This is a genomic window from Pseudomonas zanjanensis (assembly GCF_014268745.2).
Lineage (GTDB): Bacteria > Pseudomonadota > Gammaproteobacteria > Pseudomonadales > Pseudomonadaceae > Aquipseudomonas > Aquipseudomonas zanjanensis.
Window position 1 is genome coordinate 2,606,597 of record NZ_JABWRB020000001.1, and the last position, 13,663, is coordinate 2,620,259.

Genomic DNA, 13,663 nt, shown 5'->3' on the forward strand with positions numbered 1-13,663 from the left:
TAATCCTCGGATTCAGTTGGCTGATTTGCCCGGTGGGGCCGTGAAGCAAACTTACGCGCCGAGGCGTCTCGCCTTGAAATGCTTTGTAATACTAGCGACTATCAGTCTTGTTGATACAACGGCGAAGGCCCCTGAAATCGGGGCCTGAGCGTTATTGACGCACCAGGAATTTCACATCGCTCGGCGCATCCATGGGCAGTTTCTGAACGGTTTTGCCCAGCAGGCCGGTCTTTGGATCGCGCTCGATAACCACGATCTGGTTGCTTTTCTGATTGGCGACCAGGACGAATTTTTCGCTTGGATCGAGACTGAACTCCCGGGGGTGATCACCCTCGACGGAGCGTCGTTGCACTTCTTTCAAGGTGCCAGAAGACGGGTCGACAGCGAACACCAGCATTTCGTTGGTGGTGCCACGATTGCTGACGTACAGGAACTTGCCGTCCCTGGACGCATGCAACGCTGCCGCTGCCTTACCCGGCTGGGGTTTGCCGTCGGCCAGATCGACCAACTGGCGCTGGGTCAGGCGGCCGTCCTGGTAATCGAATACCGCGACCTGAGCGGTCATCTCCATCGTCAACCAGGCATGCTTGCCATCGCCACTGAACAACAGATGGCGCGGCCCGCTGCCCGGCGGCAGTTGCACGAAGGGCGGATCGGCAGGCGTCAGCGGCAGTTCGGGGTTGGCCTTGGGGTTGTAGCGGTAGACAAACACCTTGTCCGCCCCCAAGTCATTGGCGAACACATAGTTGCCGTCTGGTGACGGCACCGCGGAATGTACATGAGCGGATTTCTGCCGCTCGGGATTGACCCGGCTCGGCTGATGGCTGCCCGATTGGACCACTGGCGCCAGCTTGCCGTCCGCCCCCACCGGCAGCACCACCAAGGTGCCGCCCGGGTTTTCCAGCACGGAATAGTTACTGACCAACAAATGCTGGCCGTCGTGGCTCAAGCTCGAATGGGTCGGTTCGTTGCCCAGGGATTGCATTTGGTTGATCAGGCTGATGGCATGGGTCTTCGGGTCGATGGCGTAGCTGCTGACCTTGCCCACCGGGTCTTCTTGGCCCGGCCCGTTTTCGTTGACCACGAACAGCCGGGTCATGTCCTTGGACAGGGTCAGCCATGAAGGGTTGTCTGTCTTGATCACTTGCAACGGGTTGGCGTCGATCTGGCCGGTGCGGCTGTCGAACTGCAACCGGTAGATGCCTTGGCTCTGGCCCGCCGTGTAGGAACCCACCAACAACTGGTGGTGCTCGCTGGTGTCGGCCTGGACGCCCATGGCGCCCACGCTGCCGGCCATCAACAAGGGCCAGAAACTACGCATCTTCATGATCGGAGTCCTCATCGTCGTGGCCGCTGGTGGCTTCCACGCATTCCAGGTGGTGATCGCCCGAATCGCTGGTGATGATCCAACGCTTCAGGGCTTTGTCGAAGGTCGCGGCCTGCATCTGCGCCGGTGTGAAACGCCAATGTTCGAGGGTGCGGCCGTTCATGCACTCGACGTGCAACTGATCTTGCTCGTCGAGGGAGAAATCGAATGCATGCAGCCCATCGATAATCAGCATGTCGCAATGTTCGAGGGCGTGCAGCAGGGTGTCGGTTACGGCAGTCATGGTGATCAGTCGGTCATTGGGAAAGTGCCATGATAACTCAATGTGGGAGTGGGCCTTGGGCCATAAGGTTCGAAAGCGGTGTTGCCTGACATATCGCTTTCGCGAGCAGGCTCGCTCCCACAGGGGATCATCACCAATCTCCTGTGGGAGCGAGCCTGCTCGCGATGAGGCCGGCACATTCAACTTGAATGTAACGACCTCACCGCAACCCTCAGAGCGCCTCGCGCCCCGGCACGCCATCCACCAAACGCTGGATCCCCAGCGGATTCGCGTTCTTCAGTGGCTCGGGCAACAGGCTGTCCGGGTAGTTCTGGAAGCACACCGGACGCAGGAAGCGATCGATCGCCAATGTACCCACCGAGGTGCCACGGGCATCGGACGTCGCCGGGTAAGGCCCGCCGTGCACCATCGAATCACACACCTCGACGCCGGTTGGATAACCGTTGAGCAAGATGCGGCCGACCTTCTGCTCCAGCAACGGCGTCAGTTCGCCGAACTGTTCGAAATCCGCCGGCTCGCCAATCATCGTCGCGGTGAGTTGGCCGTGCAGGCCGTTCAGCGCGGCGGTCAGTTGCGCCTGGTCGGCGACTTCGACAAACACCGTGGTCGGGCCAAAGACCTCTTCTTGCAGCGCCTCGTCACCGTTGATCAACAGGCTGGCGTCGGCCTTGAACAACTGCGGCTGGGCCTGGTTGCCCTGTTGATCGCGCCCGGCCAAGTGTTCGATGCCCGGGTGCGCCAGCAGCTTTTGCAGGCCCTTGCCGTAGCTTTGCAGCGTGCCGGCGTTGAGCATGGTCTGGGCAGACTGGTCGCCGATCAGCGCGGCCACCTGTTGGGTGAAGGCGGTGAACTGCGGCGAGCGAATGCCGATCACCAGGCCCGGGTTGGTACAGAATTGGCCGCAGCCCTGCACCACCGAGGCGGTCAGGTCGCGAGCGATGCTTTCGGCGCGGGTTTCCAGCGCCTGGGGCAATACGATCACCGGGTTGATGCTCGACATTTCGGCGAACACCGGGATCGGCTGGGGCCGCGCGGCCGCCATGTCGCACAGGGCACGCCCGCCCTTGAGGGAACCGGTGAAACCCACGGCCTGGATCGCCGGATGCTTGACCAGCCATTCGCCGACGCCACCGCCATAGATCATGTTGAACACACCGGCCGGCATCGCGGTTTTCTCGGCGGCGCGAATGATCGCGTCGGCGACGTGTTCTGCCGTGGCCATGTGGCCGCTGTGGGCCTTGAACACCACCGGGCAACCGGCGGCCAGCGCCGCTGCGGTATCACCACCGGCGGTGGAGAATGCCAGGGGGAAGTTACTGGCGCCGAACACCGCCACCGGGCCGAGGCCGATGCGGTACTGGCGCAGGTCCGGACGCGGCAGCGGCGTGCGCTCCGGCAAGGCGCGGTCGATGCGCGCGCCGTAGAAATCACCACGGCGCAGGACCTTGGCGAACAGACGCATCTGGCCGCTGGTACGCCCGCGCTCGCCCTGGATCCGCGCCGCTGGCAGCGCGGTTTCACGGCAGACCACGGCGACGAAGTCATCGCCCAAGGCGTCCAGTTCATCGGCAATGGCTTCGAGGAACTCGGCCCGACGCGCCGCACTCAGGCTGCGATAGGTCGGGTATGCCGTGGCAGCGGCCTTGGCGGCGGCATCGACTTCTTCGGCCGTGGCCTGGACGAATGCATGGGGCAAGGCCTCGCCGGTGCTGGCGTCGACGCTCTGCAGGCGGGTCTGGCCGGCCGCGCTGCGCGCCCCGCCGATGTAGTTGTGGCCAAGGATCTGGTTCATCGCAAGTCTCCTTTAAAGTGTGCCGATAGTACCCGGATTGAACACCGCGTCCACCGGGGCAATACCGTTGACCAGCGGCGCGCCGAACTCCGCCTGGCTGATTTCGAACACATCCCCCGGCTGGGTGCGGATGCCATCGGCGAACGACAGCGTCGCGGTGCCGAAGAAGTGTACGTGGACGTCCCCCGGGCGCAGGAACTGACTGTATTTGAAGTGGTGGAATTCCAGGTTTTCGAGGCTGTGGCACATGTTCGCCTCGCCGCTGAGGAATTCGTTCTGCCACAACACTTCGCCGTTGCGCAGGATACGACTGGTCCCGGACAGATGTTGAGGCAGTTCACCCACGCGAAGTTCCGGGCCAAAACTGCAACTGCGCAATTTCGAATGGGCCAGGTACAGGTAATTCTTGCGTTCCATCACGTGGTCGGAAAACTCGTTGCCCACGGCAAAGCCCAGGCGATACGGCTTGCCATCGTGACCGATGACATACAGGCCGCTGATTTCCGGCTCTTCGCCGGCGTCTTCGGCGAACGGCGGCAACGGAAACGGGTGGCCCGGACGGACGACAATGCTGCCGTCGCCCTTGTAGAACCATTCCGGTTGCACACCGGCCTGCCCGGGCTGGGGTTTACCGCCCTCCACTCCCCACTTGAAGATGCGCATGGTGTCGGTCATGGTCGCTTCGTCACCGGCCTGCTGGTGCATCTTGTCCCGGGCCGAGGCACTGCCCAGGTGGGTCAGGCCGGTGCCACTGACCAACAGGTGCGCCGGGTCCGGGTGATCCAGCGGCGGCAGGATGCGCAGCTCACCGAGCAACTGCGCGTAGTCATGGCTTGCACCCAGGCCCAGGCCGTTGACCTGCTGCTCAAGCTTCACACCCGCCTCGATGGCCGCCAGCGCCAGCTCGCGCACGGTGCCGGCGCCCTGCACTTCGCGCACTTGATCGCCCTCGACCACACCGACGCGGCGTTCGCCGTTACTCAATTCGAACTGAACTAAACGCATGGGTTTTCTCCCTGTAAACAAAACATGAATAGGCGTAGCAGGCTTTTGTGGCGAGGGAGCTTGCTCCCGCTAGGGGGGCGAAGCACCCCCAACTCCAGGCGCCGCGTTCATTCAGGCAAAACACAGCGCGTGTTTTGCGACTGCTGCGCAGTCGAGCGGGAGCAAGCTCCCTCGCCACAAAAGCTCTCGTCCACAATTGCAATAAGTTCAGGTACGTGTCGCTCCCCGGGCGCTGGCGGCAAACTGATCCGCCGGCAACACATGCTTGCGCTCCAGCAGGCGATAGACCACGCCCGTCAACACCAAGCCAAACACCATCACACAGGACAGGAAATACAGCCCCGAAGCCAGGTTGCCGGTGTACTCCTTCAGCGCACCGATCACGAATGGACCGATGTAGCCACCCAGGTTGCCCACCGAGTTGATCAGCGCGATGCCCGCCGCCGCACTGGCGCCGGCAAAGAACCGTCCCGGCAAGGTCCAGAACACCGCCGTGCAGGAAAACAGCGCGAACGCCACCAGGCACAGCGCCGCCAATTGCAACACCGGCACCGACAACCAGGCGCTGAGGAACAGGCCGATGGCGCCCAGCACGTACAACACGGCCAGGTGACCGTAGCGGTCGTTCAAGCGGTCGGAACTGCGGGGAATGATCAGCAGGCCGACGATGCCGAAAATGTAAGGCACCGATGACACGAAACCGGTCACCAGATCGCTGCCGCCGAACTGCTTGATCAGCGTCGGCAACCACAGGCCCAGACCATAAATGCTCAAGGTCACTGGCAGGTAGAACAGCGCCAGCAGCAACACACGCTTGTCCTTGAGGGCATGCAGCGGATTGCCATGGCGGGTCTGGCCGTATTCCTGCAAATCTTTTTTCAGCTCACCGGTCAGCCAGTCCTTCTCGGCCTGGTCCATCCATTTCACTTGTTGCGGGCCATCCGGCAGGTAGCGCAGCACCGGCCAGGTCAACAGCACCGCCGGCAGACCGATGACAATGAACAGCCATTGCCAGCCATGCAGGCCAAGGATGCCGTCCATGCCGAGCAAGCCGCCGGACACCGGGCCGGTGATCATCATCGCGATGGGCTGGGACAGAATGAACAGGCCCAGAATCTTGCCGCGATGGCGCACCGGGAACCATTGGGTGATGTAGTACAGCACGCCCGGGAAGAACCCGGCTTCGGCCGCGCCCAGCAAAAAGCGCATCACATAGAAGCTATGGGGGCCTTGCACGAAGGCCATGCCGATGGTGATGGCGCCCCAGGTAATCATGATCCGGGCGAACCAGCGCCGGGCACCGAAGCGTTCCAGCATCAGGTTGCTGGGGATTTCCAGCAGGAAATAACCGATGAAAAACAGCCCGGCGCCCAGGCCGTAGGCCGCGTCGCCGATGCCGATGTCGGCGCCCATGTGCAGCTTGGCAAAGCCCACCGCAGAGCGGTCCACGTAGGCGATCAGGTACAGCAGGATCAGGAAGGGAATCAGTTTGAGGGTGATGCGACGAATAAGCCGCAGTTCCTGGCTCATGGGACCGGTCTCCGATTGTTGTTGTTATAGAACCTCGGGGGATTTCTCTCGCGAATGACCGCCAGGACAATCCCTCCGTTGAATCGGACTATATAGTAATACTATTTACCCAACAACACTTCCAAACCGCACAAATTGCGCTTATGTTACGCTTCAGCTAGAACAATATAGTCATACAATAAGAGAATCGATCATGTCTGATAAGAAACCCTCCCTGCGCTCGGCCCAATGGTTTGGCACCGCCGACAAAAATGGCTTCATGTACCGCAGCTGGATGAAAAATCAGGGCATCGCCGACCATCAGTTCCACGGCAAGCCGATCATCGGTATCTGCAACACCTGGTCGGAACTGACGCCATGCAACGCGCACTTCCGGCAGATCGCCGAACACGTCAAGCGCGGCGTGATCGAGGCCGGGGGCTTCCCCGTGGAATTCCCGGTGTTCTCCAACGGCGAATCGAACCTGCGCCCCACCGCCATGCTGACCCGCAACCTGGCGAGCATGGACGTGGAAGAGGCGATTCGCGGCAACCCGATCGACGGCGTGGTGCTGCTCACCGGTTGCGACAAGACCACCCCGGCGCTGCTGATGGGCGCCGCCAGCTGTGATGTACCGGCCATCGTCGTGACCGGCGGGCCAATGCTCAACGGCAAGCACAAGGGCCAGGACATTGGCTCGGGCACCGTGGTCTGGCAGTTGAGCGAGCAGGTCAAGGCCGGCACCATCACCATCGATGACTTCCTCGCGGCCGAGGGCGGCATGTCCCGCTCGGCCGGTACCTGCAACACCATGGGCACGGCCTCGACCATGGCCTGCATGGCCGAAGCCCTCGGCACCTCCCTGCCCCATAACGCCGCGATTCCGGCCGTGGACGCCCGTCGTTATGTATTGGCCCATATGTCCGGCATGCGTGCGGTGGAAATGGTCCGTGAAGACCTGAAACTGTCGAAGATCCTGACCAAGGAAGCCTTCGAAAACGCCATTCGCGTCAACGCGGCCATTGGCGGCTCGACCAACGCCGTGATCCACCTCAAGGCCATTGCCGGACGCATCGGCGTGCAACTGGACCTGGACGATTGGACCCGCATCGGGCGCGGCATGCCGACCATCGTCGACCTGCAACCGTCCGGGCGCTTCCTGATGGAAGAGTTCTATTACGCCGGCGGTTTGCCCGCCGTGCTGCGTCGTCTCGGTGAAGCCAACCTGATCCCGCACCCGAATGCGCTGACGGTCAACGGCAAGAGCCTCGGCGACAACACCAAGGACGCGCCGATCTACGGCCAGGACGAAGTCATCCGCACCCTCGACAACCCGATCCGCGCCGACGGTGGTATCTGCGTACTGCGGGGTAACCTGGCGCCATTGGGCGCGGTGCTCAAACCTTCCGCAGCCACGCCGGAACTGATGCAGCATCGTGGCCGCGCGGTGGTGTTCGAAAACTTCGACGAGTACAAGGCACGGATCAACGACCCGGAACTGGACGTGGACGCCGACTCGATCCTGGTGATGAAAAACTGCGGGCCGAAGGGTTATCCGGGCATGGCCGAGGTGGGCAACATGGGCTTGCCGGCCAAGCTGCTGGCCCAGGGTGTGACGGACATGGTGCGGATTTCCGACGCACGCATGAGCGGCACCGCCTACGGCACCGTAGTGCTGCACGTGGCGCCGGAAGCCGCCGCCGGCGGACCGTTGGCAGCGGTAAAAGAAGGCGACTGGATCGAGCTCGACTGCGCCAGCGGCCGCCTGCACCTGGACATCCCCGACGCCGAACTCGCCGCGCGCCTGGCCGACCTCGCGCCACCGCAGCAGCTGTTGGTGGGTGGCTACCGCCAGCTGTACATCGACCATGTGCTGCAAGCGGACCAGGGCTGCGACTTCGACTTCCTGGTGGGCTGTCGCGGCGCCGAGGTGCCGCGTCACTCTCACTGACCCAAATCGACCGGTAAGGATTGGATGATCTGAATGTGGGAGCGGGCTTGCTCGCGAAAGCACTGTATCAGACACATAGTTGTTAACTGATACACCGCTTTCGCGAGCAAGCCCGCTCCCACATTGGATCCGCGTCCACATCAAAAACTCGCATTAGCGACCCGCCATCGCCGCGCCTGCTATCATGCGCAACACTCCCCTCCCACAGGATCGCGCCGCGCCCCATGGATTACCGCAAACCCTCCGACCGCAAAAGCATGCACGCGCGCATCGTCCAGGAACTGGGCATGCAGATCGTCTCCGGGCGTTTCAAACCGGACGATAAACTGCCCGCCGAAGCCTTGTTGTGCGAAGAGTATGCGGTCAGCCGCCCGGTGCTGCGCGAAGCCACACGAGTGCTGGTCGCCAAGGGCCTGGTGTATTCGCGTCCGCGCGTGGGGACGGTGGTCAAGGCCCGCCGTGAATGGCACATGCTCGATCCGGACGTCCTGCACTGGTTGATGCAGAGCAGTCCGCAGAACGAATTCTTCAGCCTGCTGACCAGCGTGCGCAGCATCATCGAACCGGCCGCCGCCGCCCTCGCCGCCCAGTTCGCCACCGACGAGGACATCGCTGCCATCAACGAAGCCTACCAGCGCATGGAAGCGGCCCCGACACCTGAAGCCCTGCTGCAACCGGACCTGGACTTCCACAGCCGCATCGCCGAAGCCACCCACAACGACCTGCTCGCCAACCTCTGCAACATGTTGTCGGTGGCCATCGCCGAAGCCCTCAAGCATTCCAACCAGCGGCCCAACCTGCATGAACTGGCGATGCCGCGGCACAAGGCGATCCTCACTGCCATCGAGAATCGCGACGCCCTCGGCGCCCGCCATGCCACGCTGGTGCAACTGGACGATGCCCGCAGCGCGTTGAATGTAGTGCTGGGCAGCGATCCCGTTCAGGCCTGACACCATCCTCGCTCAATGGGTGGTATCTATATACCGCCCACAGAAGACGGAAATCCTGACACTCGACGCTGGTCGTCATTCCGACGGCCACGCGTTCAGGAAAAGGATTTCTCATGACCTCACCCACCCCAGTCGACAGCCTCTCTGCGCTTGCACAAAATGTCAGTCGGCAATTCGCCGATCGTCCAACGTTCGCGCGGATCGCGCAGCGAACACTTGAGCAGGCCATCAAGGCCCAGTACCCGTCGCTGATTATCGACCTCTCCAAGACACGCCTCGCGGTACCGGATGCAACTGCCCGCAGCTGGAGTTTTCAGCCCTTCATGCCGCTGGTGCTCGATTACCTGGCCTTCGGTACGCCCTTGGATCTCAGTCCACGGGGCAACCTTGACTGTTATCTTTCCGACGTCCCTCCACAGCGTCTGTGGTCAGGCACTCAGAAACCGGACATGAAGGTCCTCGAAAAGCTATTGCTTGAGTTGCCCTGGCGTATACCGATCGTGCTGGAAGACGCATTGACCCGCTATTGGAACGCTGATATCGGCACCCACGCCACGCCCGCCAGCCGCTGGCAATGGCTCAGCGACACCCTCCATAACCTGTTGCAGATCCGCGCGCTGCAACAGCCAGGCCTCACTGAGCCGGCCCGTGAAACCCTTGATCAACTCGCCCGCTGGCCCGACCGTGCCGCACGTTTCAGCCGCAATACCTCTCCCGTCTACGCCTACAGCCTGGAAAGCACGCTCACCCAAGGCGCCAGCAGCACGATCCTGCCGAGCAACGATATCCTCTTGCTTCATTACACCCCTAACGGGCTCGTCATCCTGCTTTGCAACCCCGGCAGCCCCGTGCAGTCCTTCGCTTCCATGGAAGCCTTCCATCACCATTGGCGTGATCAGATCGCCAGCCGCTATGTGGTCGATACCCTCACCTGCCGGCGCTACGAAATCAGCGGCAATGTGTTCGACACCCAAGCCGCCAGTATCCTGGAGCAGCAGTTGGCCGACTTGAAGGCGGTGCAATTGCCCTCGCGTATTGGCCTGCAAAGCCTCGACGCACTCTATGACGAGCTGAGTGGCCCGGCCCGTTATCTGGACGACACACCGCGCCTCACGCCTGAAACCTCGACACGACTCAAGCCACTGCTCCCCGACTGGTTGAAAAAGGCCTCCCTCGTCGACCAGACCCGGTTCCAGCGCTACAGCCTGGCGCTGGCCAGCGTCAAGAAGCGCGATCAGGGCCGAACCCATCTGAGTGACATCAAGGCATTCACGACCGACGCTTTACTCACCCAGATGCACAAGGCCAACGACAGCAGCCCGGCCAAGACAACCCCCAGCCACTTCCAACCCGACGATGTGGAACTGACTTTTACCGTCTCTGCGGGGTTCCCCGGAACGGCAGGCATCAGCGAGAAACGAACGATGAGCCTGACTCGGCTGGCCATCGACAATCTCGTCGCACGCCCCAGTGGTCATGTGCAGCTCAGCCATCGCCAGGGCCTGGCGTTGCCTGCATGGCTGACGCTGGACTTCATTACCCGCAAGGACGGGCTGATCGAGCAAGTCGATATCGGCACCACATACCCTCGCTACCTGCAACAGGAGTTGTTGGGCGATTCGCTCCAGGCGCAGGAATATCAACGTATGTTTGCCGAGCAGATCCCGGCGCAGTTGCCCCTTGAGGCGCTGCTGGACATGCTCAACCAAAAAAATGGCATGACCCGCCAAGGGCTGCGACTGATCGAGGCGCTGCTGCAGCCCGACGCCGAGGGTCGGCGGGTGGACGGCCGCCCCGTGGTCATTCGGCACCTGGCTTTCCTGCGCAAGCCCCAGGCCCGCCCCGACCTTGTGACCAATATGTTCATCGTCGAAGCACAAGACATCAACACGGGGCCGCACCTTTTGTATCGCCCCTTGTATGCGCCCGCGTTGACGGAGTTCACTACCCGAGAAGCACTGTTGCAGGCTGTCATAAGCGGTGGGGATTTGCAGGACAGCATCTTGACCTGGCTGTCCGACGACGCTCGCCCGGTCTATGCCAATGGTGGCTTCCTGGAGCCGCACATCGTGCGTTTTTTCCAGGGCGACGAATTCAGCGCTCCTGAAAAACCCGCTCCGGCGACACTGGCCACGGACGGCGCCAATGATGAGTTGCTGCAATACCTGCACAAAGGTGAGTTGATGCAGTACCTCTACGGCTGCAATGCCCGGGCCCTGGTGACCCAGGCCGACCGATCCGCAGTGTCCAACAGCGAAAGCCGCTGGGCCGTGTACCTCAAGGGCGGCAGCCTGCTGTTCAACACCCTGTTGTTTCCGTTACTGCGTGGCCCAGCCATGGCCAGTGTCTGGCTATGGAGCCTGATGGCCAGCGCCAGCCAAGACATCCCGGCGCTGCTCAGTGACGACTCGGCGACCCGTGAACTCGCCGCTGTCGACCTGTTGGTCAACCTGGTGATGCTCGTGGCTCAGCTTCCCTCGGCCGCAGTGCCCTCTCGCCCCGCCGTGCCCGTACGAGTCAGGGACCAGGCAATGCGTGCCCCCGCGCCGCGCCTCATTGCCGAGCAATGGCCCGCGCCGGAGCTGCCGAACATTCAGGAAGGGCCCGTTGCCTTGCCCGGCGAACAATCCGTGGCCGCCAGCCGCACGCTGGACCTGAGCTTCGCCAACGCCCGTCATCGACTGACACCGGAGCAGTCGGCCCAGTTGCGACGCATGCAGGTACCACGCCCCGCATCATTGCCCGAACCGATTGAAAATGGTCCGTTTACCGGTTTGTACGTGATCGACAACAAATGGCACGCCCTGGTGGACCGCAACCTGTATCGCGTCAACACAGAATCGGACGCCAGTGTGACGATCATCGATCCCCTCGCCCCGTCAGGAGGGGGGCCACAACTGCAATCGGATAATCAGGGCAATTGGTCGCTGGATCTGGGTTTGCGCTTGCGCGGCGGAATGCCTCCCAGACGAATGGCCGAACAGCGGCGCCTCAACGTAGAAAGAACAATCGAATTGGTCGATGAATTGAAGACGCACATGGCCCAGGAGGCCGAACGGCAAAAGGCCTTGGACGTGGCCCAACAGGTCATGGTCCGGCTCGAGCAAGGCAGCACGTATACCGAGGAGCAGCGCGCGCCAAGACGCAAGGTGTTTTACGACCTGCTCAACGCGCAGACTGACGGTTACCTCAAACTGCTGGACAGCGCGCCGGAACGCGCCAGGCTGGGAATCGACCTACCCACCCCAAGCATCCGCGGGCTGATGGAGAATGTGATCAACAACGCCCGCAAGGCCTTCCTGATCGTTGACGCCGAGCATAGAGCCTTGATCATTGCTAATCGTCAATTCTCGGATGAGACTGCCACAGAGCTTGTGGTCGCAAATTTGCCTGGTTATCTGAAGTTCCTCGATAGCTCGAGTGAGCTCCTTGATCGTTCGATTCACTGGCTGGACCTCAAAGACGAATACCTGGAAAAACTACTGAATCTGGATTCCGCGGGCGCTCGCGCATACGAACGCCTCACCCGCGACCGACCGTTGGATGAGAGGAATTCGTTAGCATCAAAAGCCATGCTATTGTCGACACTGCCTATGCTGGCGATCAAAAAACCCAACGGCGATTTGCCCGATAGCCTGCGGCGCATCCTTGGTTCCGTGGCCGTACAGGTACGCTCGCACGCCGACCTGGGCCTGCATGAACTCTCCCCGTCGGAACAGTTCGAGGTCCTGGAAAGCCTGAGCGAACAATACGGCAAGACGTTGGACGCCTTGCACGGCATAAAGACGCTTTACGCGGACGACATTGACGAATTTCATTTCGACCGGCTGCTGAAGGTGCTCGACAGTCTCTACCAGGACGCTTCCCGCCAACTGGCCGCCGCCGTCAAGCCTGAGCCCAACCCACGCAAGCGACCGCCCCAGCACACCGGAACGGCTACCGGGCGCCTTCGAAAAAAAGTGATCAATACCCGCAAAAACGGTGTGCTGATCGGTGATCTGAAACCAGCCGACGAGAGCATGCCGATCGACGTCGTCGAGCTGCGCTCACAGGTCGAGGACACCGTGCTGGCGTCCTATTCGCGTCATGACGATGTCTGGGATGTCATCGAAGTACGCCGCCCAGCGCCCTCCCCAAGCACTCGACCGGTCAAGGCAATCAGGGCTGACGCGCAAAAACTGCTCGATGAATTGGATGAACGCTTGCGCCGGGCCGAAGGCTACAAAAAACGTTGCCGTCATCCTCAGGAAATCGAGGAGATCATGAACAACGAGGCGAGTAGATTCGCAAAACTGGCAGAGGAGTTGGATCGCGCCCTGACGTTGTCGAAAACACCGGCGACTGCCGCCGAGCAGGCGCTGGTCAAACAGCTGGCAGATGCCATCACCCACCTGAAGGCCAAGGGCAGCGCCCTGCGCACCGAGCTGAGCCTGCAACTGCCTCCCACCGATGGCAACCTTCGCTACCTGTTCGAAAAGAACCTGATACAAGTTGCGCGACTGGGCGAACGCAAAGCCTTGAAAGGAACCCGCAAGGACTTCCTGCAGGAATACGCGATCAACGACCGTAACGGCTTCCCCCTCTGGTACGCGCATTTTCACTACGAAACCGCCGGGACGCCGAAAGCCGATTACAGCGTCGCCCATCTCAAGACCAAGGAGCAGCGTCGGGAACACTATCATTCGCTGCTCGCCAAGGCGGACAGCCCCTATGCGGTGGTGAACGTGCATCGCGGGCAGATTGGCAAATCCTTGGCCCGCGACAAGTTTCTGCCGTTGGCGCCCTGATGGTTCACTTCGAGCGGGTGTGATCGTGGCGAGGGAGCTTGCTCCCGCTCGGTTGCGCA

General features: G+C 61.7%; 8 protein-coding genes. 3 read left to right on the plus strand and 5 right to left on the minus strand.

The window, feature by feature from the left end; translation table 11 throughout:
* Positions 1-151 precede the first annotated feature (151 nt).
* From HU715_RS10840 to HU715_RS10860, 5 genes are all read right to left on the minus strand, one after another.
* Positions 152-1,327 carry a lactonase family protein gene (locus HU715_RS10840; protein WP_186704885.1) on the minus strand — a complete coding sequence of 392 codons (1,176 nt, stop codon included), beginning with the start codon at positions 1,325-1,327 and terminating at the stop codon, positions 152-154.
* Entirely contained in the window at positions 1,314-1,610 is a 297-nt protein-coding gene (locus tag HU715_RS10845; RefSeq protein ID WP_186704884.1) for a DUF5629 family protein, read from the minus strand. Before HU715_RS10845 ends, HU715_RS10840 begins: the two co-directional genes overlap by 14 nt.
* Before the next feature lie 211 nt (positions 1,611-1,821).
* Positions 1,822-3,402, minus strand: coding sequence for an aldehyde dehydrogenase (NADP(+)) (locus HU715_RS10850; protein ID WP_186704883.1), 1,581 nt, complete (start codon positions 3,400-3,402; stop codon positions 1,822-1,824).
* 12 nt (positions 3,403-3,414) lie between these two features.
* On the minus strand, positions 3,415-4,407 hold the full coding sequence (gene araD1 / locus HU715_RS10855; protein ID WP_186704882.1) for an AraD1 family protein: 993 nt from the start codon (positions 4,405-4,407) through the stop codon (positions 3,415-3,417).
* Positions 4,408-4,614: 207 nt separating this feature from the next.
* Positions 4,615-5,937: an MFS transporter gene (locus HU715_RS10860; protein WP_186704881.1), complete on the minus strand. Its 1,323-nt coding sequence runs from the start codon at positions 5,935-5,937 to the stop codon at positions 4,615-4,617.
* 193 nt (positions 5,938-6,130) lie between these two features.
* Between HU715_RS10860 and HU715_RS10865 the strand changes: the two genes are divergently transcribed.
* From HU715_RS10865 to HU715_RS10875, 3 genes are all read left to right on the plus strand, one after another.
* Positions 6,131-7,867, plus strand: a complete 1,737-nt coding sequence (locus HU715_RS10865) for an IlvD/Edd family dehydratase (RefSeq protein ID WP_053184808.1) — start codon at positions 6,131-6,133, stop codon at positions 7,865-7,867.
* A gap of 224 nt (positions 7,868-8,091) precedes the next feature.
* Positions 8,092-8,817: a FadR/GntR family transcriptional regulator gene (locus tag HU715_RS10870; protein WP_186704880.1), complete on the plus strand. Its 726-nt coding sequence runs from the start codon at positions 8,092-8,094 to the stop codon at positions 8,815-8,817.
* A 113-nt stretch (positions 8,818-8,930) separates the two neighbouring features.
* A complete protein-coding gene (locus HU715_RS10875) occupies positions 8,931-13,604 on the plus strand; it encodes a dermonecrotic toxin domain-containing protein (RefSeq protein WP_186704879.1) in 4,674 nt (1,557 codons plus the stop codon).
* Positions 13,605-13,663: the final 59 nt, after the last annotated feature.